The 23,904-nt window shown below is 72.6% G+C and carries 23 protein-coding genes and 1 pseudogene; 9 read left to right on the top strand and 15 right to left on the bottom strand.

The annotated features are described in order from the left end of the window. Positions 1 to 56 precede the first annotated feature (56 nt). From V4Y03_RS16130 to V4Y03_RS16120, 3 genes and pseudogenes are all read right to left on the bottom strand, one after another. Positions 57 to 840, bottom strand: a pseudogene (locus tag V4Y03_RS16130) (hypothetical protein). Positions 841 to 878: 38 nt separating this feature from the next. Beyond that, positions 879 to 1,922, bottom strand: a complete 1,044-nt coding sequence (locus V4Y03_RS16125; RefSeq protein ID WP_332435368.1) for a helix-turn-helix domain-containing protein — start codon at positions 1,920 to 1,922, stop codon at positions 879 to 881. A gap of 290 nt (positions 1,923 to 2,212) precedes the next feature. Beyond that, entirely contained in the window at positions 2,213 to 2,644 is a 432-nt protein-coding gene (locus tag V4Y03_RS16120; protein WP_332435367.1) for an ATP-binding protein, read from the bottom strand. 151 nt (positions 2,645 to 2,795) lie between these two features. Between V4Y03_RS16120 and V4Y03_RS16115 the strand changes: the two genes are divergently transcribed. The 4 genes from V4Y03_RS16115 to V4Y03_RS16100 all read left to right on the top strand — a co-directional run bounded on the left by V4Y03_RS16115 (position 2,796) and on the right by V4Y03_RS16100 (position 5,165). Continuing rightward, positions 2,796 to 3,671: a helix-turn-helix domain-containing protein gene (locus V4Y03_RS16115; RefSeq protein WP_332435366.1), complete on the top strand. Its 876-nt coding sequence runs from the start codon at positions 2,796 to 2,798 to the stop codon at positions 3,669 to 3,671. After that, a complete protein-coding gene (locus V4Y03_RS16110; RefSeq protein ID WP_332435365.1) occupies positions 3,668 to 3,934 on the top strand; it encodes a DUF397 domain-containing protein in 267 nt (88 codons plus the stop codon). Before V4Y03_RS16115 ends, V4Y03_RS16110 begins: the two co-directional genes overlap by 4 nt. A gap of 187 nt (positions 3,935 to 4,121) precedes the next feature. Continuing rightward, entirely contained in the window at positions 4,122 to 4,688 is a 567-nt protein-coding gene (locus V4Y03_RS16105) for a Uma2 family endonuclease (RefSeq protein WP_317874475.1), read from the top strand. Between the two features lie 123 nt (positions 4,689 to 4,811). Beyond that, entirely contained in the window at positions 4,812 to 5,165 is a 354-nt protein-coding gene (locus tag V4Y03_RS16100; protein WP_332435363.1) for a DoxX family protein, read from the top strand. Positions 5,166 to 5,238: 73 nt separating this feature from the next. On the opposite strand, the gene metG is transcribed toward V4Y03_RS16100, so the two are convergent. After that, complete coding sequence (gene metG / locus V4Y03_RS16095) at positions 5,239 to 6,846, bottom strand: methionine--tRNA ligase (protein ID WP_317874473.1); 1,608 nt, start codon at positions 6,844 to 6,846, stop codon at positions 5,239 to 5,241. Positions 6,847 to 6,934: 88 nt separating this feature from the next. On the opposite strand from metG, the gene V4Y03_RS16090 reads away from it, so the two are divergent. Further along, on the top strand, positions 6,935 to 7,591 hold the full coding sequence (locus V4Y03_RS16090; protein ID WP_317874472.1) for a response regulator transcription factor: 657 nt from the start codon (positions 6,935 to 6,937) through the stop codon (positions 7,589 to 7,591). Continuing rightward, entirely contained in the window at positions 7,588 to 8,691 is a 1,104-nt protein-coding gene (locus tag V4Y03_RS16085; protein ID WP_332435362.1) for a sensor histidine kinase, read from the top strand. Before V4Y03_RS16090 ends, V4Y03_RS16085 begins: the two co-directional genes overlap by 4 nt. Here the strand turns inward: V4Y03_RS16085 and V4Y03_RS16080 are convergent. Then, positions 8,688 to 10,586, bottom strand: a complete 1,899-nt coding sequence (locus tag V4Y03_RS16080; protein ID WP_332435361.1) for a VWA domain-containing protein — start codon at positions 10,584 to 10,586, stop codon at positions 8,688 to 8,690. The genes V4Y03_RS16085 and V4Y03_RS16080 overlap by 4 nt on opposite strands. 256 nt (positions 10,587 to 10,842) lie before the next feature. Here V4Y03_RS16080 and V4Y03_RS16075 point away from each other — a divergent pair, with 256 nt between their 5' ends. Continuing rightward, positions 10,843 to 12,915 (top strand): PhoX family protein, encoded by a 2,073-nt coding sequence (locus tag V4Y03_RS16075; RefSeq protein WP_332435360.1) that lies wholly within the window; start codon positions 10,843 to 10,845, stop codon positions 12,913 to 12,915. 27 nt (positions 12,916 to 12,942) lie between these two features. On the opposite strand, the gene V4Y03_RS16070 is transcribed toward V4Y03_RS16075, so the two are convergent. The 8 genes from V4Y03_RS16070 to V4Y03_RS16035 form a co-directional block, all read right to left on the bottom strand. Then, positions 12,943 to 13,932 (bottom strand): hypothetical protein, encoded by a 990-nt coding sequence (locus V4Y03_RS16070; RefSeq protein WP_332435359.1) that lies wholly within the window; start codon positions 13,930 to 13,932, stop codon positions 12,943 to 12,945. Between the two features lie 101 nt (positions 13,933 to 14,033). After that, entirely contained in the window at positions 14,034 to 15,509 is a 1,476-nt protein-coding gene (locus V4Y03_RS16065; RefSeq protein ID WP_332435358.1) for an APC family permease, read from the bottom strand. 195 nt (positions 15,510 to 15,704) lie between these two features. After that, entirely contained in the window at positions 15,705 to 17,693 is a 1,989-nt protein-coding gene (locus V4Y03_RS16060; protein ID WP_317876650.1) for an FUSC family protein, read from the bottom strand. A gap of 102 nt (positions 17,694 to 17,795) precedes the next feature. Then, the gene (locus V4Y03_RS16055; protein WP_317876651.1) at positions 17,796 to 18,032 is read right to left on the bottom strand and encodes a DUF2630 family protein; all 237 of its coding nucleotides are present in this window, start codon (positions 18,030 to 18,032) and stop codon (positions 17,796 to 17,798) included. Between the two features lie 18 nt (positions 18,033 to 18,050). Then, the gene (locus tag V4Y03_RS16050; protein ID WP_443079874.1) at positions 18,051 to 19,034 is read right to left on the bottom strand and encodes an endonuclease/exonuclease/phosphatase family protein; all 984 of its coding nucleotides are present in this window, start codon (positions 19,032 to 19,034) and stop codon (positions 18,051 to 18,053) included. Between the two features lie 34 nt (positions 19,035 to 19,068). Next, positions 19,069 to 19,500, bottom strand: coding sequence for a hypothetical protein (locus tag V4Y03_RS16045; RefSeq protein ID WP_332435356.1), 432 nt, complete (start codon positions 19,498 to 19,500; stop codon positions 19,069 to 19,071). A 12-nt stretch (positions 19,501 to 19,512) separates the two neighbouring features. Next, on the bottom strand, positions 19,513 to 19,947 hold the full coding sequence (locus V4Y03_RS16040) for a DUF7144 family membrane protein (protein WP_317876654.1): 435 nt from the start codon (positions 19,945 to 19,947) through the stop codon (positions 19,513 to 19,515). Positions 19,948 to 19,984: 37 nt separating this feature from the next. Further along, complete coding sequence (locus tag V4Y03_RS16035; protein WP_332435355.1) at positions 19,985 to 20,821, bottom strand: alpha/beta fold hydrolase; 837 nt, start codon at positions 20,819 to 20,821, stop codon at positions 19,985 to 19,987. Between the two features lie 76 nt (positions 20,822 to 20,897). On the opposite strand from V4Y03_RS16035, the gene V4Y03_RS16030 reads away from it, so the two are divergent. Both V4Y03_RS16030 and V4Y03_RS16025 read left to right on the top strand, forming a co-directional pair. After that, entirely contained in the window at positions 20,898 to 22,253 is a 1,356-nt protein-coding gene (locus tag V4Y03_RS16030; protein WP_332435354.1) for an aminotransferase-like domain-containing protein, read from the top strand. A gap of 82 nt (positions 22,254 to 22,335) precedes the next feature. Then, positions 22,336 to 22,740 carry a hypothetical protein gene (locus tag V4Y03_RS16025; protein ID WP_317874856.1) on the top strand — a complete coding sequence of 135 codons (405 nt, stop codon included), beginning with the start codon at positions 22,336 to 22,338 and terminating at the stop codon, positions 22,738 to 22,740. Here V4Y03_RS16025 and V4Y03_RS16020 read toward each other — a convergent pair. Together V4Y03_RS16020 and V4Y03_RS16015 are read right to left on the bottom strand one after the other, a co-directional pair. Continuing rightward, entirely contained in the window at positions 22,698 to 23,261 is a 564-nt protein-coding gene (locus tag V4Y03_RS16020; protein WP_332435353.1) for a hypothetical protein, read from the bottom strand. The genes V4Y03_RS16025 and V4Y03_RS16020 overlap by 43 nt on opposite strands. A gap of 213 nt (positions 23,262 to 23,474) precedes the next feature. After that, positions 23,475 to 23,846 (bottom strand): VOC family protein, encoded by a 372-nt coding sequence (locus tag V4Y03_RS16015; protein WP_332435352.1) that lies wholly within the window; start codon positions 23,844 to 23,846, stop codon positions 23,475 to 23,477. Positions 23,847 to 23,904 lie beyond the last annotated feature (58 nt).

Genomic DNA, 23,904 nt, shown 5'->3' with positions numbered 1-23,904 from the left:
GGGCCCGGAACCGTCGTGCGTGCGGTTCCGGGCCCCTTCGGCATGTGTGGCGGGGACTACTCGTCCGTGAAGATGTCCTCGGCGGAGGCCGCCGTGACGGCACGAGTGAGCCAGCGGTGCAGCAGCTCGGGGTCGTCGCAGCCGGTGACGCGGGCGCGGACGGCGTCCGGCACGTCGAGGCCGCGCTGCTCCAGGACGACCAGTATGGCGTCGGCGCTGGCTTGGGCGCGTCCTTCGGCCTTGCCCTCGGAGCGGCCTTCCTCCCGGAGTTCTTCGGAGAGGTACGACTTGTAGAAGGAGAGGTCCACGGCCACCAGAGTCCTCCAGATGTCTTGGGCCGGACGCTTGCCCAGCCCCTGTGCGGTGAATTCGATGATCGGGTCGGCGACGTTCTCGGGAACGTCCTGCAGCGCGGTGGACAGCGCCTTCAGTATGGCACCGATGTCCGGATCGCCCGCGTGCGTGATGGCCGACAGGGTGGCCAGCGCCAGGTCCTCGCCTGCCTTCGCCGGGGTCCTGGCAGACGACAAGCAGGGCGGTCGGCAGTCCGTACTTCGTCCACAGGTACGAGACGTAGTACGCCCAGCTCGCCGGCTTGGCCGGGTCCTTCTTGCCCTGCGCCTCGATGGCGAGGAGGAGGGAGCCGTCCTTGGCGCTGTCGAGCCGCAGGAGGGTGTCGACGCGGCGCTCGACGGGCCTCGTCTCGGTGAGGTCGTTGGGTAGGACGACCGCCTCGACGACGGCCGGGAGCGGGAGCTCCAGCACGTCTTTCAGGCGGCTGAAGAGGTGGAGGTCGTGTCGGAAGATGTGGTGCATCGCTTCATGCGGTGGGTTGACCATGGGGTTCCTAGGGGTGCTGGGCCGGGTCCGGGGGTTGGTCAGCTGCGGCAGCTGCCGCAGGCTCCGGGTTCGGGGGCGCGGTGGGCGCGGTCGCAGGTGTCGCAGTTCTGGAGGGGGTGGGTCGGCGTCGGCTTCTCCGGGCGGAACGGCGGCAGGGGCGGGAGCCGGGCGTCCAGGCGGTGGGCCAGGAGGGCGGCCGGGCGACGCAGGGGGTCCCGGGGGAGGTCTGCGGTCAGGGCGCGGTGTACGGCCTCGGGGGTGAGGTCCCGCTCCAGCCAGGCGGCGACGCCCGGGACGAGGTGTTCGGCGTCCGTGGCGGAGATCAGGAGCCGGGGGTCCGTACGGCGGAGGCCGGAAAGGACCCCGAGGGCGGTCTGGAGCAGGTCGGGGTAGGGATACGAGGGCTGCGGTACGGCGGGCAGGGCGCGTCGCGGCGGCTTGTTCTCCTGACGGGCGGGCCGCTGGGGCTGTGCGGGCCGCTGGGGTTGTGCGGGCTGATTGGGCTGCGCCGGGGATGTCGGCTGCGTCGGTCGCGCCGGGGGCGTCGGCTGCGTCCGGGACTTCGGCTGCGCCGGGGGCATCGGGTCGTCGGTGAGGTGGGGCTGGTCGTTCGTGGTGGTGGGCCGGTCGTCGGTGGAGGCGGGCTGGTCGTCCGTTGTGGTGGGCCGGTCGTCCGTCGTGCCGGTCCGGCCCGGCTGGTTGCAGGACACCGTGCGGGTGACGATGTGCCCGTCCTGGGTGCGCTCACGGGTGCGGCGCAGATAGCCGTGGGCCTCCAGCTCGCGCAGCGCGGCGGCGATCCGGGTCGTCCCCTCCGGGAAGCGGGCGGCGATGCTTCGGATGCCGATGGCGGCGCCGCTGGGAAGCGACTGGATGTGCACGGCCAGGCCGATGGCCAGCAGCGACAGCTCGGCGTGCTGCGCGAGGTGGTTGCCGATCACCGTGAAGCGGGTGGTGTGGCGGGCGTTGTCGTGCGTGACGCCGCCGCAGCGCGTGGCTGTTCCGGCGCGCCGGGAGGGGCGAATTTTCCCGTCGTTACGGGACGGGGCGTACGGGCGCACGTTAGTGTGCTGGGTATCCATCGGGAAGTGCTTCTTCCTCGGTGGTCAGGCCCTCGCTTTTTGGGATTGCCGTCCCGGCGGGGGCCGACGTATGTCTGTGGGCATATGCCAGGCAGGCAGAGCGTAAGGCAGGCAACCCACCCAAAAGCCAGCGGTGTTGGTGTTTTTCACCCGAGTGAGTGAGCGCCTGCCCGAGCGGGGGGAGGGGGGCTTGGTGGGGTTTCTTTCTCTCTCGTCGTTGTCCTTGGGAGACCGTCCACCTCACCGGATTCCACATTCCTGGAATCCGGTGGATGACTCGTATACGCAGGTCAGGAGTACGGGTGATCGAGTTCGGCCCATACGGTCTTCCCGGGTACGGGTCCCAGGTCGACGCCCCAGCGGTCGGCCAGCGCCTCGACCAGGAGCAGCCCGCGCCCCGAGTCGCCCTCGGGTGAGGCGGGTTCGGCTCGCGGCAGTCGCTCGCCCCGGGTGTCGGTGACCTCGATACGCAGAACGCCCTCCCGGTCGAGGAGCGCGAGCCGGAAGCTCCGGCCGGCTACCCGGCCGTGCGTCGCCGCGTTCGTGGCGAGTTCGGCGACGAGTTGCGTGGCCGCCTCCGTCACGCCGTACGGCAGCGCGTGATCCCGCATCCACTCGACGGCGAGGAGCCGGGCGAGCCGCGCGCCGCGCGGCGTGGGCGACAGCAGTACCCGGAAGTCGTGCCCCGGTACTGGTACTTGGGTGGTGCTCTTCAGATTCACGTCACCGAGCGTGGCCGTCCTCGCTTACCGTGAATAGTGACGATGCCGATGCGTAGGGTGACTGTCCGGGGCTTGTCCACTGCTGTCCGGGCTGTCCAGAGCGCTTCCGGGGGAGGTGTCGCGCCACTGAGGGCGAGGGAAGGGTGCGGGTATGTCGGTGGACGGCGGGGCGCAGCGGCTCAAGACCGAAGCGGACGAGCCGGGGTGGGAGGTCGACCCGGATGATGACTGGGGTGTGGCCGTAGTCGCCACCGTGGGGCGGCAGTTGCGGCTGAGGAGAGAAGCGGTGGGGATGCGGGCCGCCGAGCTCGGGACGGCCACAGGCTACGGCGAGGACATGGTCTACAAGATCGAGGCCGGGAAGCGGATTCCCCGTCCCGAGTTCCTGGACAAGGCGGACGAGGTGCTGGGGGCGGGTGGGCTGATCTCGGCGATGAAGGAGGACGTGGCGAAGGTCCGGTACCCGAAGAAGGTGCGGGCCTTGGCGAAGATGGAGGAGCGGGCGGTTGAGATCGGGGTGTACGAGTGCAACAGCATCCACGGGCTGTTGCAGACCCCGGAGCACGCCCGAGCCGCCATCGAGGCGGCACAACCTCCGTACTCGCAGAGTGATGTGGAGCGGATGGTGGCCGGTCGTGTGTCGCGGCAGTCCATCTTTGCGCGGGACCCCGCACCCGCGCTCGGTTTCGTGCTGGAAGAGGCTGCGCTGAGGCGCCCCCTCGGGGGCACAATGGTGTGGCGGAGCCAGCTCGAACGCCTTCTGGTGGTGGGCCGCATGCGTCACGTCACGCTTCAGGTGATGCCGACGCACAGCGAGGTCCATTCCGGTCTGGACGGCAGGATCGAGCTGCTGAAGTTCGCGGACGGTACGGCGGTGGGACGCTCCGAGGGCGCGTTCAACGGTCGGCCTGTCTCCGACCCGAAACAGCTCCGCATCCTTGAGCTGCAATATGGCACCATCCGAGCGCAGGCACTCCCTCCACGGGAGTCGTTCGCCCTCATCGAGCAATTGCTGGGAGAGACATGATCCGCAACATCTCCGCCGGGGACGCCTCCGAACTGGCATGGTTCAAGAGCAGCTACAGCAGCGGCAACAACGGCGAGTCCTGCATCGAGGTCGCCTGGCGCAAGAGCAGCTACAGCGACGGCAACGAGGGCGACTCATGCGTCGAGGTCGCCACCACCCCCGCCGCCGTCCACGTCCGCGACTCCAAGTGCGTCGACGGCCCGCAGCTCGCGCTCGCGCCCACCGCCTGGGCAGGCTTCGTGGCGTACGCCTCCGGCAGCTGACGTCCAGACGTCCCGTGACGGCCCGTGGGCCGGCCGTGTCACCCACAGGGGTGAAGGCTGCGGATTCCCGAATCCCAGGACGCTGGCATATGCCAGCGTGCCTGCCATGGCGACAGCGACGAACCCGGCCACACGTGCCGGGAAACCCGTACCGTGGAAGGCACCGCCGATCCGGGAGGAGTCTGCCGTGAGCGTTCTGACCCAGGAGGGGTTCGAAGAACTCGCTCGTGCTGGCGAACGCGTGGACGAATCCCTGCGCCTTGAGTTCATCGACGGGACGATCTGGGAGAAGGCTGTGCCTGACGGCGACCACGGGCGGATCATCGCCTGGCTGACGCGACTGTGCATTCAGGCTGACGCGGACTGGTGGCTCTACCCCGATCAGGGCCTGAGGATCGAGAAGTACCGCAAGGGCAACGCCCGCCCGGACGGCTGCCTCGTCCCGCTGGACGCGTTCGTCGGCCAGGGCGAGTGGGCGAGTGCCGACGGTGTCCTGATGGTCGTCGAAGTCACCTCCGGCGACTCGGACACCGGTCACCGCGACCGCGTCGAGAAGCCGCGCGCCTACGCCGAGACCGGAATCCCCGTGTACTTGCTGATCGACAGGACCATGGGTGAGGTCAAGGTCCATTCGCAGCCGGACGGGGAGCGGTACGAGATGGTGGCGATCGTGCCCTTCGGCAAGACGGTGTCTCTGCCGGAGCCGGTGGGGATGGAGCTGGACACGGAGCCGCTGAAGAACTGGGTCGGCTGAGGTTCTGGAGAGGGGGCACCGGAGTTCCTTCGCGCGGGCCGTCACACTTCCCGTCCCGCCTCCGTCAGTCCAGTGTCCGGCTCGGTCGAGGCGGATACGGGAGAGGCTGAAGGAGCCGTCGCGATGTTCACCGAGATGTCCGCCACCGCCATCGTCGTCACCGCCGTCGCCGCGTTCATGGCCGGGTTCTCCGCTGCGGCGATCTTCTTCAGGGCCGCCTTCGTCGTCGAGCCCCTCGCCCAGTACGGCGTGCCGCAGTCGTGGTGGAACTGGCTGGGCGCCGCCAAGGCCGCCGGGGCCACCGGGCTCATCGTCGGGTTCTACGTCCCCGTCATCGGGACCCTCGCCGCCATCGGGCTCATCCTGTACTTCGCCGGGGCCGTGATCACCGTGCTGCGGGCCCGCGCGTACGGCCACGCTCCCTTCCCGCTGGTCTACATGGCGCCCGCCGTCGCCGCCCTGGCCCTGACCTGGTGACGACCGTACGGAAAAGGCCGCCGTCCCCGGAGTCGTACCGGGGCGGCGGCCTTCTTCGTACGAGAAGGGAGTGTCAGTCCTTCTTCGGCTCCTCCAGGCGGGGGAACAGCACCGCGCCCTTCGTCACCGTCGCGCCCGCCGGGAGCCGGCCCCACGTCGCCGAGGTCTGGACCGGCTGGGCCGCCAGGGCGCCCAGGGACGGTTCGGCGCCCAGGGACTCCCAGAGGGCCTGCGAGGTCTCCGGCATGATCGGGTTGAGCAGGACCGCGACCGCGCGGAGCGACTCGGCGGCCGTGTAGAGGATCGTCGCCAGGCGGGCCCGGCCCTCCTCCGACTCGTCCTTGGCCACCTTCCACGGCTCCTGCTCCGTGATGTAGCCGTTGACCTGCTTCACGAAGTCGAAGATCGCCAGGATGCCGCCCTGGAAGTCCAGCTCCTCGCCGATCTTCGCGTCGGCCGTCGCGACCGCCTTGGCCAGGCCGTCCTGGATCGCCTTCTCCGCGTCGCCGTCGGCCGCCGAGGCCGGCAGCTCGCCGCCGAAGTACTTGCCGACCATCGCCGCCACGCGCGAGGCGAGGTTGCCGTAGTCGTTGGCCAGCTCGGACGTGTAGCGGGCGGAGAAGTCCTCCCACGAGAACGAACCGTCCTGGCCGAAGGCGATCGCCCGCAGGAAGTACCAGCGGTACGCGTCCACGCCGAAGTGCGAGGTCAGGTCCTGCGGCTTGATGCCGGTCAGGTTCGACTTCGACATCTTCTCGCCGCCGACCATCAGCCAGCCGTTGGCCGCGACCCGGCCGGGGACCGGCAGGCCCTGTGCCATCAGCATCGCCGGCCAGATCACCGCGTGGAACCGCAGGATGTCCTTGCCGATGAGGTGGACGTTCGCCGGGAAGGTCTCGTCGAACTTCGCCGGGTTCTCGTTGTAGCCGACGGCCGTCGCGTAGTTGAGCAGCGCGTCGATCCACACGTAGATGACGTGCTTCTCGTCCCACGGCACCGGGACGCCCCAGTCGAAGGTCGAGCGGGAGATCGAGAGGTCCTCAAGACCCTGCTTGACGAAGTTCACGACCTCGTTGCGGGCCGACTCCGGCTGGATGAAGCCCGGGTTCGCCTCGTAGAACTCCAGGAGCTTCGGGCCGTACTCGCTCAGCTTGAAGAAGTAGTTCTCCTCCTTGAGGATCTCCACCGGCTTCTTGTGGACGGCGCACAGCTTCGTGCCGTCCTCGGCCTCGATGAGGTCGCCGGGGAGCTTGTACTCCTCACAGCCCACGCAGTACGGGCCTTCGTACCCGCCCTTGTAGATCTCGTCCTTGTCGTACAGGTCCTGCACGAACTCCTGGACGCGGTCCGTGTGGCGCTTCTGCGTCGTACGGATGAAGTCGTCGTTCGCGATGTTCAGGTGCTCCCAGAGGGGCTTCCACGCCTCTTCCACGAGCTTGTCGCACCAGGCCTGGGGCGTGACGTCGTTCGCCTCGGCCGTGCGCATGATCTTCTGACCGTGCTCGTCCGTGCCGGTGAGGTACCACACCTTCTCGCCGCGCTGACGGTGCCAGCGCGTGAGCACGTCGCCTGCGACGGTCGTATAGGCGTGGCCCAGGTGAGGAGCGTCGTTGACGTAGTAAATGGGGGTCGTGACGTAGAACGCCTTCGCCCCCTGCTTCTCGGATCCAGTGGCCGCCATGGTCGAAATCCTAACCGTCGTACGAAGATCCACTCACATCGATAAACCCGGGGGCCGGCGGCGGGGACCAGGTGGGGAGGATGGACCCATGCGCGTACTGGTAGCCGAGGACGAGCGGGACCTCGCCGCGCTCGTCGCCACCGGCCTGCGGCGGGCCGGATTCGCCGTCGACACCGTCCACAGCGGCGACGCCGCCCTGGACCACCTGGCCCTCCACCCGTACGACGTGCTCGTCCTCGACCGCGACCTGCCGCGCGTCCACGGCGACGACGTCGCCCGCCGGCTCGTCGCCGCGGGATCGCCCACCCGCATCCTGATGCTGACCGCCGCCACCGCCACCGAGGAGCGCGTCACCGGGCTCGACCTCGGCGCCGACGACTACCTCGGCAAGCCCTTCGAGTTTCCCGAGCTGGTCTCCCGCGTCCGGGCCCTGCGCCGGCGCTCCGCCCGCCCGCCGCTGCCCCCGCTCCTGGAGCGGTACGGGCTCCGCGTGGACACCGTCCGGCGGACCGCCACCCGCGACGGGCGGGACCTCGACCTCTCCCCGAAGGAGTTCTCCGTCCTCCAGATCCTCCTGGAGGCCGAAGGCGCGGCCGTCTCCGCCGAAACCCTCCTCGACCGCGCCTGGGACGCCCACACCGACCCCTTCACCGGCGCCGTCCGCGTCTGCATGAGCAAACTCCGCGCGAAGATCGGCGAGCCGGGGCTGATCCGGACCGTGCAGGGCGTGGGGTACCAGCTGTGACGCCGGACCAGGGATATCTGGGCTCCGGGTCCACCATCCGCACACGGATCGCACTCGTCTACGGGGGTGCCTTCCTGGTGCTCGGCACGGTGCTGCTGCTCGTGGTGAACCTGCTCGTCCTCGCCGGTACGGACGACGAGACCGACGCGATCGTGGCCCGCGCGAACGGGGCGACGAACGGCGCCGCCGTCGTGGAGGCGTACCGGCTGGGCGACGACATCAGCCGCGCCGCCGGCGAACAGATGCTCATGTGGTCCGGGCTCGCACTGCTCGTCATGGCCTGCTGCGCCGTCGTCGTCGGCTGGTGGACCGCCGGGCGCGTGCTGCGGCCCGTCCACGAGATGACCGCCCGCGCCCGCCGCCTCTCCGAGCGCACCCTGCACGACCGGATCGCCGTGCGCGGGCCCGACGACGAGCTCAAGGAACTCGGCGACACCATCGACGCGCTGCTCGGCCGCCTGGAGACCGCCTTCGACAGCCAGCGCCGCTTCATCGCCAACGCCTCCCACGAGCTGCGGACCCCGCTCGCCACCCAGCGCGCCGCGATCCAGGTGGGTCTCGACGAGGACTGCGACGTACGGCAGGTGCTCCTCGACGCCAACCGGCGCAGCGAACGCCTCATCGACGGGCTGCTGCTCCTCGCCCGCAGCGAACGGGGGCTCGCGGAGCGGGACGACGTACGGCTGGGGGAGGTCGTCGCCGAGGAGTACGCGCGCGCGTGCGTGGTCGACGGCGGCGGTGTCGTCCGGGGGAGCCGGGTGCTGCTCGGGCAGCTCGTACGGAACCTCGTCGCGAACGCGGTCGCGTACAACGTGCCCGGGGGAACCGTGGACGTACGGGTCGACGGCGGGGTGCTGACCGTGGTCAACACCGGGCCGGTCGTCCCCGCCGACCAGGTCGAAGCCCTCTTCGAGCCCTTCCGGCGGGGCGAGGGCCGGGACCGTACGGGGCCCGGCGCGGGGCTCGGGCTCTCCATCGTGCGGTCGATCGCCGTCGCGCACGGGGGTGGGGTACGGGCCGTGGCGCGCGGCGCGGAGGAGGGCGGCGGGCTGGCGGTGGCGGTGACCCTGCCGGTCACCGCCACCGCCTCCCGTTCCTAGAGCTCCAGGCCGGTGAGCAGGCCCCGGTAGAACGCGGCGTGCTCGGTCTCCACGGGGGTCGCACCCGCGAAGTACGTGCCGGTACGAGGGGTGCCGTCGAGCTTCCGGACGAAGTCGAAGGCCTTGTTGTCCTCCTCGCCCCAGGCCACGAACCGCCAGTGCAGCGGACGCTCCGCCGCCTCGGCCAGGGCCTGCGTGGCGGCCGTCTTCGACTCCGGCGCGCCGTCCGTCTGGAACACGACCAGCGCGGGGCGGGCCGGGTCCGCCTTCCCGTGGTGGGCGAGGACCTCCTCCACGGCGCGGTGGTAGTTGGTACGGCCCAGCCTGCCGAGGGTGGCGTTGACCTCCTCGATACGGGTGGGCGTGAGGGTGGCCGGGGTCAGCTCGACCGTGCCGTCGATGTCCGTGGAGAAGAACACGGTGGTGACGGTGGCGTCCTCGTCGAGGTGCGCCGCGAGCGCGGTGACCTGCTCGGCGAGCCGCTGCACGGAGCCGTCCTTGAAGTACCCGCGCATCGACCCGGAACGGTCGACCACCAGATACACGGCGGCCCGGCTCCCGCTCAGCCCCTGCGCCTGGAGCTGCGCACCGGCGGCGTCGTGGGCGTCGGAGAGGTGGGGGGCGAGGGCGCCTGGCTGCGTGCCGGCCTCGGCGGCCTGCGGCTCGGGCTGCGGCTCGGTGGCGGCCTGGGGCTCGGGCTCGGCCGGGGCTTCGGCGGCTTCCTGGGCCTCGGGCTGCGGCTCGGCTTCCGGTTCGGCCTCCGGCTCGGTGGCGACGGCGGTCTCGGCCTCCGGCTCCTTGGCCTCCTCGGCGGCCTGCGGCTCGGGCTGTGCTTCGGCTTCCGGCTCGGTGGCGGCCTGCGGCTCGGTCTCCGCCGGGGCTTCGGCGGCCTCCGGCTCGGTGGCGACGGCGGTCTCGGCCTCCGGCTCCTTGGCCTCCTCGGCGGCCTGCGCCTCCGGCTCGGCCTCGGGCTCCGCCGCGACGGCGGCGATGTCCTGCTCCTCCGGAGCGACTTCGGCGTCGGTCGCGTCGTCCGCGTCCGCCGGCGGCGCCACCGTCGTGTCGGCGGCTTCCGCCGCCTCCTCCTGCTCCTCCGGAGCGGGTTCGGACGCGGGCGCGTCCGTGTCGGCAGCCGTCGCGGCTTCCGCCGGTTCGGTGGCGTCCGCTGCCTCGGCAGCCTCGGGCTCGGTGGCCGTCTCCTCCGCCTCAGCCGCAGAGCCAGCCGTGTCCGGCGTCTGCGCCGTGGCGGCCTCGGCCTCCGGCGTCACCACCGACGCCTCGGCCTCCGGCTCCGCCGCATCCGCAACCGACGTCTCCACCGGCTCCGCAACCGACGGCTCCGAAGGCGCGTCAGCCTCAGCAACAACCTCCGCCTCAGCCGCAGGCGCCTCCGCCTCCGCCTCAGCAACAACCTCCGCCTCAGCCGCAGGCGCCTCCGCCTCCGCCTCAGCAACAACCTCCGCCTCGGCCGCAGGCGTCTCCGCCTCAGCAACAACCTCCGCGTCGGCCGCAGGCGTCTCCGCCTCAGTAACAACCTCCGCGTCGGCCGCAGGCGTCTCCGCCTCAGCAACAACCTCCGCGTCGGCCGCAGGCGTCTCCGCCTCAGCAACAACCTCCGCGTCGGCCGCAGGCGTCTCCGCCTCAGCAACAACCTCCGCCTCGGCCGCAGGCGTCTCCGCCGGCGTCACCGCTCCCGCCCGTGCCCGCGGGATCTGCGGGTTGTCGAACGACGCCGCCACCAGGTCGTCCGCCGCTCGGCGGGCCGCCGTTTCCGGGGCCTCCGGGGGTTCCGGGGACGTGGACGTGGTCTCACGCGTCTGGGACGGGACGGAGGTCGCCGGGGAGTCCTCGCGGTCTCGGCCGAACACCTTGCGCAGCATGCTCCGAATACCCATGAGCGAACCCTTTCGCATGAGTGGGGTGCGTGTGAATGTCCGTGCTGGGCGTTTCGGGACTTTCATCCCTGGCCAGGGCGGACACGTAAGGTTAGCGGCCACCCCCTCCCTCCTCGGTGACCCGGTCGCCCACGGATGCCGTGCATTCATTCGGCGTTCACTCCGCCGCCGTCCCCGTGCAGAGGTGCGCACATAGCGTCGCGGCCGTAGCCATCCCGACACCATGTCGGCGCAGTGTGCGCCGGAGGAGGACGAAGTGCGCAAACTGCTGCCGCTGCTGAGCACGAACCCCCACGGAGGCGGCCGTTCCGCTCTCACCTGCCGCTATCGGTGTGGTGACGCCTGCTTCCACGAGGTGCCCAACACCAGCGACAACGAGTACGTCGGCGACGTCATAGCCGGTGTCCTCTCGCGCCGTTCCGCCCTCCGTGCCGCCGCCGTCGTGACGGTCGCCTCCGCCGCCGGCGGGGCCCTCACCCTCGGCAACGCGCCCGCCGCCGAGGCCCACTCCCCGAAGCCCGGCCACGGCCACGGCAACGGCAGCACCGACGGCGCCCGCGGCCTCCGCTTCGCCCCCGTCGCGCCCAACAACGCCGACCAGGTCACCGTGCCCGCCGGCTACTCCCAGAACGTCGTCATCCGCTGGGGCGAGCCCATCCTGCGCGGCGCCCCCGCCTTCGACTCCGAGAAGCAGTCGGCGAAGGCCCAGGCCGGCCAGTTCGGTTACAACAACGACTTCCTCTCCCTGCTGCCGCTGCGCGGGGAGCACGGCCGTCAGGTGCTCGTGGCCAACCACGAGTACACCGACGAGGTCCTGATGTTCCGCGGCTACGACCCCGCGAACCCGACCCGCGAGCAGGTCGAGACCGCCTGGGCCGCGCACGGCCTCTCGGTCGTCGTCGTCCAGGAGGAGCGCCGCACCGGCAAGCTGACGCCGGTCACCCGCCACCACCTCAACCGCCGTCTGCACACGACGAGCGAGTTCGAGGTCACCGGACCCGCCGCGGGCAGCGCCCTGCTGAAGACCTCCGTCGACCCGACCGGCCGCAAGGTCCTCGGCACGCTCAACAACTGCGCCGGCGGCACCACCCCGTGGGGCACCACCCTCCACGGCGAGGAGAACTTCAACCAGTACTTCGCCAACGGCTCCAGCGCCACCGACAAGCGCTACGGCATCGGCACCGGCGCCACCGAGCGCAAGTGGGAGCGCTTCGACAAGCGCTTCGACCTCAAGCAGGAGCCGAACGAGGCGCACCGCTTCGGCTGGGTCGTCGAGCTCGACCCGTACGACCCCGACTCCACCCCCCGCAAGCGCACCGCGCTCGGCCGCTTCAAGCACGAGGCCGCGCAGCCCCGTCTCACCGAGGACGGCCGTCCGGTCGTCTACATGGGCGACGACGAGCGCTTCGACTACTTCTACAAGTTCGTGTCGGGCAAGCGGATGAGGAAGGGCGGCTCGCGGTCCGCCCACGAGCACAACCTCACGCTGCTCGACGAGGGCACGCTGTACGTCGCCAAGCTCACCGGCGACTCCCCGGCCGCCGAGATCGACGGCACCGGCAAGCTCCCGAACGACGGCGAGTTCGACGGCTCCGGCGTGTGGCTCCCGCTCGCCACGGCCGGCCCCGACGGCGCCGTCTCGCACGTCCCCGGCATGACCGCCGAGGAGGTGTACGTCTTCACCCGCCTCGCCGGTGACAAGGTCGGCGCCACGAAGATGGACCGCCCCGAGGACGTCGAGCCGAGCCCCCGCTCGGGCCGCGTCTACGTCGCGCTCACCAACAACACCGACCGCGGCAAGGCCGGCAAGGCCCCCGCGGACGAGGCCAACCCGCGCAACCTCAACAAGCACGGGCAGATCCTCGAACTGGCCGAGCACTGGGACGACCCGGCCTCGGACGGCTTCGCCTGGCGGCTCTTCCTCGTCGCGGGCGACCCGAACGACCCGGCCACCTACTTCGCCGGCTTCCCCAAGGAGAAGGTCTCCCCGATCTCCTGCCCGGACAACGTCGCCTTCGACCCGCACGGCAACCTGTGGATCTCCACGGACGGCAACCAGCTCGGCTCGCACGACGGCCTGTTCGGCGTCGCCACGCGCGGCGAGCGGCGCGGTGAGCTGAAGCAGTTCCTGACCGTCCCGACGGGCGCCGAGACCTGCGGCCCGATCGTCCAGGACCGCCGCGTCCTGGTCGCCGTGCAGCACCCGGGCGAGATCGACGGTGCCTCCGTCGAGAAGCCCGCCTCGGTCTGGCCCGACGGACCCGGCCGCATCGTCCGCCCGTCGGTCGTCGCGGTCTGGCGCACGGACGGCGAGGACATCGGCGTCTGATCCGGCGGCGCCCGGGGGTGGAGAGCCTCACTCCACCCCCAGGCCCTCCCTGAACCGTACGAACTGCTCCTCCGGGTCCCCCGTGTACGCCCACGGCACCCACGCCGCCCGCGCTCCCAGCATCCCCATCAGCTCCCGCGCGATCTCCACCTGGCCCGCGTAACACGCCGCGTGCGCCAGGAAGTTGATGTCCCCGACCTCCTCCGGTGCCACCGGTGCCCCCGGCTCCCGCCCGCCGATCCAGCGCGCGCGGGTGCGCCGCAGTTCGGTCACCGCCAGTTCGTGCTTCCAGTGCTGGTCGAAGCCGCGCACCGGGCCGCGTCCGAGCGCCCCGTCCGCGATGTACCGGTACTCCTCCACCCGCGCCACCTGCACGAGCACCGGCAGCGAGGAGCCGGGCGGCGCCACGCCCGCCGCGTCGCGGGCGAAGTCGTACATGCTGCCGTGCGTCCCGTGCCACCGCGCCGACCAGTAGCGCAGCACCTGGATGTGACCCTCGGTGTTGTACGGGTCCCTGTGCCGCAACTCGTCGAACCACTGGCGCAGTTCGCGGCGCGCCACCCCGCCCTCGTAGAGGCGCGCCACCGAGAGCAGCGACACCCACGGCATCGGGTCGGCGGGTGCCGCCTCCGCCGCGCCCCGGCAGGCGTCGACGGCGGCGTCGATCCGGCCGCGGTCGACCGCCGCGCCCCGGCCGGCCGCGATGGCCGCGTCGAAGACCCGTACCACCTCGGTCGCCGCCCGCAGCACGGCCGCGTCGGGGTTGCGGGGTTCGGCGGCGCGCCAGGTCTCCACGGTGGAACTGCCCGCGGCGGCGTGCGAGAGCAGCCGCAGCCGGTGGGTGCGGCGCGCCCAGTGGTCCCCGGTGGCGGCGAGCAGGTCCCGTACGCCCTGCCAGCGGCCGATGACGATGTCGTGGCGGGCGTCGGTCAGCGCGCGGTCCCCGAAGTCCGGGTCGAAGTCGGGCACGAAGCGCTCCGGACGCGCCGGGCGCGTGGAGCGGCGGCGTACGGCCATCGGGGGCCTCCTTCGGGGTCGGCTGCCGTCAGAAGTCGAGTCGCGCTGTCCGTGCTGTCCGCGCTGTCCGGGGGTCGAGTGGTGGGGTGGTCGGGTGGTCGTCAGAAGTCCGTCGCGTAGTTCTTGTCCCGTGTCGCCGAACGCGCGCGCGTGGCCGGGCCCGAGCCCTCCGCCGCCGCCATCGCGGCGACCGCGTCCAGCCGGGCCGGGCGGTAGTAGTCGCTGCCCTTCCGCCAGTACACGATCAGCGGGACGACGCCGAGGAGCAGGCCGCCGAGGCCGATGGTGAGGGCGGTCGTGGAGAGTTCGCCGAGCGATTCGACGAAGGCCCACAGCATGAACGCGGAGCCGAGCAGCGGCCAGACGCCGCCGAGCAGCAGATTCCGTACGGAACGGAAGAGGACCGACTTGTACGCGACGACGGCGGCGATGCCGGCGAGCCCGTAGTAGAAGGCGATCTGGAGTCCGATCGCGGAGACGGCGTCGCTGAGGATCTGCTGCACGGACCCGGCGGCAGCGGCGGCCCCGAACATGACGAGGGCGGCGCCGCCGACGGTGACGACGGCGACCCAGGGGGTGTTCCAGCGGCGGTGCACCAGGCCGAGCGCGGCGGGCAGGGTCCGGTCGCGGCCCATCGCGAAGAGCGAGCGGGTGACCTGGAGAAGGGTGGTCTCCAGGGTGGCGACGGTGGACAGGACGACGGCGACGACCAGGAGTTTCCCGCCGACGCCGGGCCAGATCTCCTGGCCGAGGACGGCGAGGACGTTGGGTCCGGCGGTACGGATCTCCTCGGCGGTGAGCAGGACGTTCACGGCGACGGTGAAGGCCTCGAAGAGGAGGAAGACGAAGCCGACGCCGATGAGCGCGGCGAGCCCGGCGGTGCGCCGGCTGTCGCGGGTCTCCTCGCTGAGGTTGCTGGTGACGTCCCAGCCCCAGTAGTAGAAGGCGGCGATGAGGGCCCCGGCGGCGAAGCCGTGGCTGCCGTCGAAGCCGTCGATCCCGAACCAGGACCAGTCGAAGGCGGTGGCCCGGCCCCGGTGGGCGACGGCGGCGAGGACGAAGCCGACGAGGATGAGCATCTCGACGCCGGACATGATCAGTTGGGCCCGGACGGTGAGCCGGGCGCCGCCCAGGACGACCAGCAGCATCATCAGGAACCAGCCGGCGCCGACGGCCGCCGCGAGCGGGGTGTGCTCCGCGAGCTCCGGGTCGATCAGGGAGAGCGTGAGCGAGCCGGCGGGCAGTGAGCCGGCCACCATGAAGACGGTGGCGGCGAAGACGAGCGCCCAGCCGGAGAGGAAGCCGAGGAAGGGGTGGAGGGTGCGGCCCACCCAGGAGTAGCCGGCCCCGGCGTTGACGTCGATCCGCCCGAGGCGGGCGTAGGCGAGGACGATGCCGAGCATCGGTATCGCGCAGTAGAGCAGGGCGGCGGGCCCCGCGAGGCCGACGGCGCCGAAGAGGACGGCGGTGGTCGCGGCGAGCGAGTAGGCGGGCGCGCTGCCGGCGACGGCCATGACGATCGTGTCGAAGGTGCCGAGCACATTGGGCTGGAGCCCTCTGTTCGTCGTGGTGCGCATGGCGGGGTCCTCGGGGCGCGGGGGTGAGGCAGGGCGAAGTGGCCCGTCCGCCGGGCCGGTTGCCGGCGGCGACGGGCACGGATCAGGGTGAATCGAGCGCATCGTAGTCGCCCGGGTGGGCTGCGGAAACGGCGGTGGGGAGGGTTCCGTTCAGTGACCGCCGGTAAGTCCTCCCGTACGCCCCCCGGGGAAGGTTTACCGCAGGTCGGGACCGGCGATGGCGCGGGCGGCGCGGACCTCCTGACGGAGCGGTGCGAGGACTCCGTTCTCGTCGCCGGGCAGCTCGGTGCGGACCTCCACGAGGGTGTCGGTGCCGCGGAGTCCGTCGGCGAGTTCGCGCAGCTCCCGCTCGACGGCGCCGACCTCCGCCGGGTCGGGGGCGGGTGCGCCGTGGTTGACGCGGATGTGGGCGGCGGTGGTGGCGTCCACGATCCGTTCGACGGCGACGACCAGCGGCCACCAGGCGGCGGCGCGGGGTCCGGTGGGCGGTGGTTCGGTCAGGGCGCGCTGGAACTCGCTGCGGACGGTGGACAGGTCCCGGTAGAGCTTCCGCCGGGCCCGGAGCCGTCCGCTCTGGTCGGTGGGGTCTTCGGCGAAGGCCCTGGCCACATAGGCGGCGGTGTCGGCGACGGCGTCCGCGAGCCGGTCCCCGACGCGGGCGTGCCAGGACTCGGGCCAGAGCAGATAGCCGGCGATCAGGGCGATGCCGCAGCCGATGAGGGAGTCGTACAGGCGGGGCATGACCAGGTGGAAGCCCTGCTGGTTGAGCGTGTCGGAGAGCAGCAGGATGACGGGGGTGATGGCTGCCGTCTGGAAGGCGTACCCCTTCGCGGAGAAGGCCGGGATGAGGGCGGCGAGCACGCACATCACGGGCACGTCCCACCAGCCGCGGGGGACCGCGGCGAGGACGAGGGCGGCGAGGAGGAGCCCGACGGCGGTGCCGAGGGCGCGGAGCACGGCCCGGGAGAAGACCGAGCCGAAGTCGGGCTTCATGACGAAGGTGACGGTCAGCGCGACCCAGTACGAGCGGGGTACGGCGATCAGCGAGACCAGCGCCTGGGCGATGCCGATGCAGAGGGCGAGGCGGAGCCCGTACCGCCAGGAGGCCTCGGAGAGCAGGACGGCGCGGGAGGTCCGGCGGGCGCGGACCCGGAGCGCGGCGGGTCGGCCGAGGCGGTCGTCGACGTGGGGGTCCCCCCTGGTCGAAGACCTTGGGGGAGGGTCGGGTTCGGGCTTGTGGACGACGGCGGCGGCGTGCCGCAGGGCGTGGTCGACGGCCTTCTCGGCGGGCCGTTCGGGGGTCGGCAGATCCAGTACGGGGTCCCCGGTGCGGCCTTCCTCGACGGCGTCGGCGAGCTCCCGGACGGCCGCCGCGACCGAGGGCGGCAGCGGGCCGTAGAGCTGGGCGCGCAGCTGGGCGGCGGGGGCGGCCTCGACGAGCGGGATGACGACGTTGAGCTGGGCGAGCAGCCGGACCAGGGCGGGCGTGCGGCCGTGCTGGCGGGCGCGGCGGGCGAGGACGAGGTCGTAGGACTGGTTGAGGGAGGCGGTGACGGCGTGCCGTTTCTCGTCGTACGCGGCGGTCCCGGTGGCCTCGTACAGCTCGGCGACGGCCCGGTAGGTGGCGGCGACGGCGGCGCGTTCGGGGGCGGCGCGGCGCAGTGGCCAGCCGAGCAGGGTGAGGACGAGGACGAAGAGCCCGCCGAGGGTGAGGAGCAGGGGCGCCTTCCACCAGGGGTCGGGCATGGGGAGTCCGGCGCCGACGACGGCGTTGAGGAGCAGGAGCAGCCCGGAGACGGAGGCGACGGCGCCGATCGAGGAGATCATCCCGGAGACGAGCGCGACGAGGGTGAGGACGCCGACGGCGAGCCAGCCCTGGCCGAAGACGAGGGTGCCGAGGGTGACGCCGACGGCCCCGAAGAGCTGCGGCACGGCGATGTTGAAGATCCGCATCCGGTAGGCGTCGGCGGTGTCGCCGATGACCCCGGAGAGGGCGCCCATGGACACGAGGGCGCCGTAGGCGGGCTGTCCGGCGGCGAGGCCGACGGCGAGCGGCGTGGACAGGGCGACGGACGCGCGGAGGACGGCGGCCCAGGGGATCGGCGCGGGGGCGGGCCGGAGCCCGGCGGTGAGCCAGGCGGGCGGACTGAGCCGAACGGTACCGGGGCCTGCGGGTCGTGCCATGTCCCCAACGTACTGGCCGGGGGAGGGGAGAGGCGGGGCGCGGCTGCCGGGGCCGTCGTGGCTCGGCTGCCCGCGCTTCCGGCACCGGTCCGCCGCGGCGGCTCAGTTGCGGTAGGACTCGACCTCCGTGGCCGGGCGGACCGCGGCCGTGTCCGGGTCCTCGCCGAACTCCGCTTTGGCGCGTCGCTGGCGCAGCAGGTCCCAGCACTGGTCCAGGCGGACCTCCAGGTCGGAGAGGCGGGCCCGTTCCTCGGGGAGGAGGCCGCCCGTGCGCTGTCTCAGGGCGCGTTCCTCTTCGACGAGGGCGCCGATGTCGTCAAGGATCTCCTCGTTGTCCATGTCCTCAAGCGTGGCCGATCAGCGCCCGGCGTGCAGGTCGAGATCGGCCAGGAGCGCCCGGTGGTCCGTGCCCGCGAGGTCGAGGAAGCGGGTGCCCCTGACGGTGAAGTCGTCGGTGACCAGGACGTGGTCGATCTGGACGAACGGCGGGAGGGGGCCGTCCATGGGCCAGCTGGGGGTGCGGCTCGCGCCCGAGAGGCGGGCCGCGTCGTGGAGCCCGCCGCCGTCGAGGACGGCGCGGAAGGCGGCGTGGTCCTGGGAGGCGTTGAAGTCGCCGGCGACGATCTGGGGGCCGTCGGGCGCGGTGGCGTCCCGTACCCGTCCCAGTTCCCGTTTCCACAGGTGCACCTGCCCCGGCAGCGGCGGCATCGGGTGTGCGAGCTGGAGCCGTACGGTCCGGCCGCCGATCTCCGCCGTGGCGCCGGGCATGCCCATGGTCGCCGGGATCATGTGCCAGTCGCGGAGCGGGTAGGCGCTGAGGATCACGGAGCCGGCCGAGCCGTCCTCCTCGACGGAGGCGTAGTGGGGGAGTTCGGCGGCGAAGGCCCGGGTGAGGGCGTGCCCGCAGGCGCGGTCGCACTCCGAGACGAACACGAGCTGGGGCCGCTCCCGCCGGACGGCGGTGATGAGCGAGCCGGTGGCTCCGCTGAACTCGACGTTCGAGGCGAGGACCCGGAGCCGGGCCACCACCGGGCCGCGTGCGGTGGTGTGGTCCGGCCCGTACGGCAGCACCGTCCAGACGGTCGCCGCGAGGACCACTACGGCGAGCGCCGCGAGGACCCGCCGGCGGGCGACGGCGGCGAGCAGCAGCCCGAGGGCGGCGGGGGCCGCGAACCAGGGCAGGAAGGAGAGCAGTTGGGGGACCGGGGTCACCGCGTCGGTGTCCAGCAGTCGGCAGGCGGTGAGCACCGCCGGTGCGGCCAGGAGCAGCCCGGCGACCCAGGCGGTGGTACGGCGCCTGGGTCGGAGGGGCGGCGTGGGGCGGGGTGGGGCGGGGTGCATCACGCGCTCGGCGGCGGGGGCTCGGTCCACGCCGTCAGTGTCGCAGGGCCTGTCCGATCTCCGCCTTGGTATCGCCGGAGAGGGTGCGGTTGCTGCGGGCGGTACCGGTCTTGGACTTTCCGGCGGGGACGCCGTCGATGTTCAGGACGACCGAGTCGAGGAAGTTCCCGTCGGTGTCCCGGAAGGTGACCAGGACGGTGTAGTCGGCGTTCTTGTCCTGGGGGTTGGTGGCGGTGACCTGGGCGACCGTGCGGTCGCCGTCGGTGCTGGTCGGTCCGGCGGTGACGTCGCCGGTGGCGTTCACCCCGTCCTTGACCTCCTTCATCTTCTCCTGGGCGGCCGACGCGGCGGCGGCCGTGGCGGAGGAGATGACGTCGCCCGTCGTCTGCTTGACCTGGTCGCATCCGGTGAGGGCGAGCGCCGTGGTGGCGGTGAGTCCCAGGGCGATGCCCGCGAGGCGTCTCATGGGGCCGTCCCCTCAGTGCTTCTCGTCGGGGCCGTACACCTCGTCGGTGGCCAGGGCCCAGATCACGAACACCGAGATGGCCATCGAGAAGAGCGCCCACCAGGGCTGGTACGGCAGGAAGAGGAACTGGACGAGGAGGTTCAGGGAGGCGAGGGAGATACCGGCGACCCGGCCCCACTCGGCGCCCCTGAGGATGCCGAAGCCCGCGATGGCGACCACGACGCCGAGGATCAGGTGGATCCATCCCCAGGTGGTGAGGTTGAACTTGAAGACGTAGTCGCCGATGCGGGTGTAGACGTCGTCCTTGGCGATGCCGGCGATGCCCTGGAAGACGTCCATGCAGCCGGTGACCAGCATGAGGACACCGGCGAAGAGGGTGCCGCCGGAGGCCCAGGCGCCGGAGGCGGAGGGGGCCGGTTTGCGCGGTGGTGCCGTGTTCTGGCTCATGCCCCCATCGTCGGAGCGTTCGTACGGTTGCGAACTTTCAGTTGGGCCGGACGAGTGAGCGGAGGTAGTTCTCCAGTACGGCGTCGAACTCCTCGGGCCGCTCCAGGTTGGGCAGGTGCGCGGCCCGCTCGATCACGGCGAGCGTGGAGTCGGGGAGCAGCGCGTGCATCTCCTCGGCGTCCGTGACGGGGGTGTAGGAGTCGTCCCGGCCGACGACGACGAGCGCGGGCACGGCGACGGTGGTGAGCAGTTTCCGGTAGTCGGGGCGTTCGGCCCGGCCGCGCAGGGCGGCGGCGGCGGCGGCCGGGTCGGTGGAGCGCATCATGCGGTGGACGTGCGGGGCGGCATGGGTGTTGTACGGGGCGACCATCCGGTCCAGCACCTCGTCGGCGTACTCCCGCATGGCCTCCGCGCCGCCGGCGAGCAGCCGGTCGGCCATGGCGTTGCGGGCGGCCCTGCCGTCCTCGGTCTCGGCGGCGGGGAAGGTGTCGGCGAGGACGAGGCCCCGGACGCGCCCGGGGTGGCGGCGGTACAGCTCCATGGCGATCTGGCCGCCCATGGAGAGTCCGGCGAGGACGCACTCGTCGATGTCCAGCTCGTCGAGGAGGGCGACGAGGTCCTCGGCGAAGTCCCCGAGGAGGGTGAGGCGGTCGGTGTCGGTGTCGGCGTCGGCCGTCTCCGGCCGGGCGCCGAGGGGCGTGCGGCCGTAGCCGCGCAGGTCGGGGGCGATCACCCGGTGGGTGCGGGAGAAGCGGTCGGTCTGCGGCTGCCACATGGTGTGGTCGAAGGGGTGGCCGTGGACGAGGAGCAGGGCGGGGCCCTCGCCCCGGTCCTCGTAGGCGATCTCGGCGTCGGCGGTGCGGGCGGTGAACATGACCGCAGGCTAGGCAGCCACAGCTGCTCGGTGCAATAAGATCTTTGCTCTCGGTGCAATGGGAGAGGGGTGTGCGGTGGAGGAGTACCGGAGGATCGCCGACCGGGTCGAGGCGGCCGTACGGGACGGGCGGCTGAGCCCCGGCGACCGGCTGCCGCCGCAGCGGGTCTTCGCCCGCCGTCACGCCATCGCCAACTCCACGGCGATCCGCGTGTACGGAGAGCTGGCGCGGCGGGGCCTGGTCGTCGGGGAGGTCGGGCGCGGCACCTTCGTACGGGCCGCGCCCCCGCTGCCGGGGCCCGCGCTCGCCGAGGCGACCGGCGCCGCGCCCGTCGACCTCCAGCTCAACTACCCCGTCGCGGAAGGCCAGCCGGAGCTGATGGCCCGCGCGCTCGCGGCCCTCGCCCGGCCCGACGTCCTGGCCGAGGCCGTCTCACGGCCCGCCGCCGCCACCGGCACCCCGGAGGCCCGCGACGCGGCGGCGGCCGTGCTCGCCCGGCCCGGCTGGGCCCCCGACCCCGACGGCGTCCTCTTCGCCGGGAACGGCCGGCAGGCCATCGCCGCCGCGCTCTCCGCGCTCGTCCCGCCCGGCGGCCGGCTGGGCGTCGAGGCGCTCACGTACCCCTTGGTCAAAGCGGTGGCCGAGCGGCTCGGCATCCGGCTCGTACCGCTCGCCCTGGACGCCGAAGGGGTACGGCCCGAGGCGCTCGCGGCGGCCCACCGGGCGGCGCCGCTGTCCGCCGTCTACCTCCAGCCGACCCTGCACAACCCGCTCTCCTCGACGGCGGGGGAGGGCCGCCGGGCCGAACTCGCCGAGCTGCTGCGCCGCCTGGACCTGACGGCCGTCGAGGACACCACCTGGGCCTTCCTCGTACCGGACGCGTCCGCCCCGCTCGCCGCGCACGCCCCCGAGCGGGTCCTCCTCGTCGACAGCCTCTCCAAGCGGCTCGCCCCCGGCCTGACCGTCGGCTACCTCGTGGTGCCCGGACGGCTGCGCGCGGCGGCGGCGGACGCCCTGCGCTCGGGGGCCTGGACGGCGGGCGGGCTCGCGGTCGCCGCCGCCACCCGCTGGACCGGGGACGGCACGGTCGCCGAGGCGGTCGCGGCGAAGCGGGCGGACACGGCGGCCCGGCAGGCCCTGGTCCGGCGGCGGCTCGCCGGGCACACGCTGCGGACCTCCCCGCACGCGTACTACTGCTGGTGGCAGCTGCCCGCGCCCTGGCGGGCGGAGACCTTCACGGCGGCGGCCGCCGCCCGCGCGGGCGTGGCGGTCACCCCGGGCAGCGCCTTCGCGGTGGGTACGGGCACGGCCCCCGACGCGATCAGGATCGGCCTGGCCACCCCAACGCACGAGGTCCTTGACGGGGCACTGCGGCGACTGGCGGCGCTGGCCGCCGAACCGCCCGGGTCCCTCCGGGCGGTTACCGGCTGATCCACTTGCGGCGGGCGGGGGCCGGGTGTGCTCTGGAGGGTGCGGGAAGCAGCAGGGGGGCGAGAGCGAAGGAGCTCCTGCCATGGCCGCACACGCAGCGGTGCCCACGAGGCGCCGGATCAGTACGCACGGCTGGGGGTTCCCGGTCACGACCGGTGTCCTGTACGGCCTCTACGCGGCGACCGTCGCCCGCCAGGGCGGCCCCACCACACTCGGGCAGCTGTGGCTCGGCATCGTGTCGGCCGTGGTCCTCGCCGGAGGTCTGTACGCCCTCAGGGCCTACGGCCACCGGCTGCCCCGCGAGCTGCGGGCCGCCGCCTGGGGCGCCCTGACGGGCATCGCGGTCGGCTTCCTCTTCAGCCTCTCCGACGCCAGCGTCCTGTCGTCGAGCGGTCTCGGGCTCACCGTCGCCGGGGTCGCCGGGGCCGGCGCGTACTACCTCTTCTACACCCACGAGGACGCGGCGGGCCGGCCCGCGCCGTACTGACCGCGCCCGCCCTTCCCGCCGTGGCGGCGGCGCCGGTGGTACGCGACCGCGACGGCGGCCAGCAGCACGGGCCAGGCGAGCAGCGGCGCGTAGCAGGCGATCAGCAGGGCGTCCTGGGCCGCCGAGGCCGGGACGCCCGGCCCCAGGTCCGCGTACGAGGCGTACGCGCCCCAGCCCGCGATGGCGCACAGCCCCGCCACCCCGGCGAGGGCCGCGCCCGTCGCGGCGGCCGGATTCACCCGGCGCCCGCCGAGCAACGGCATCCAGCGGGGGAAGACCTCGCCCCAGGGCCGGACCAGCCCCAGCGTCAGGAAGGCCAGCAGCTCGGACACGACGCTGAGGGAGACCACGTACACCGACTCCCCGAGGCCGAGGGGTCCGAGCCCGGAGTCCTGTGTGACCGGCAGTCCGGCGACCAGGGCGATCCGCCACAGGCCGGAGGGGAGCGTGACGAGCGGGACGGCGTGGGCGGCGAGGGCGGCCCAACGGGGCACGTCCGGAAGGGCCTTGAGCTTCATCATGGCTCCAGCCTTCCGCCGCCCCCGGCCCCGCACGTCGCCCCGGCGACCGGTCCGCCTCCGCCGCGCGGGGGAGACGGCGTCGTCCGGGGGTGAGGGGGTGTCCGCCCGGTCCGGCGGGGCGGACACGAGGCTGCGCGACAACCGCAGGTGGTCACTCCGACAACCAGGGGTTGTCGCTCGCCCCCGGGCGCGGTCGTCCCCGCCCGTCCGACGCTACCGCCCGCGCGGCGTCGTCTGCTGGACGGCCCAGCGGTTGCCGTCCGGGTCGGCGAAGAAGACGAACGAGCCCCACGGCATGTCCGAGATCTCGCTGACCTCGATCCCGCGCGCGGTCAGCTCGCGGTGGGCCTCCTCGATGTCGGTGACGACGACCTGCATGTTGTCGAGGGAGCCCGGGGCCATCTCGGTGAGCCCCTTGCCGAAGGCGATCGAGCAGGCCGAGCCCGGCGGGGTCATCTGGACGAAGCGGATGGCGTCGCTGACGGGCACGTCGTGGTCGGCGTGGAAGCCGACCCGCTCGTAGAAGGCCTTGGCGCGGTCGACATCGGTGACGGGGACCGCGACGAGTTCCAGCTTGATGTCCATGGGGGCATCATGCGCCCGGCCGGGGCCGGGCGCACGGCATACCGCGTACGCCACCCCC

The sequence above is a fragment of the Streptomyces sp. P9-A4 genome (genome assembly GCF_036634195.1).
Taxonomy (GTDB): Bacteria; Actinomycetota; Actinomycetes; order Streptomycetales; family Streptomycetaceae; genus Streptomyces.
Note: the sequence above shows the minus strand (reverse complement) of the source record. Positions and strands in the feature narration are given on the sequence as shown.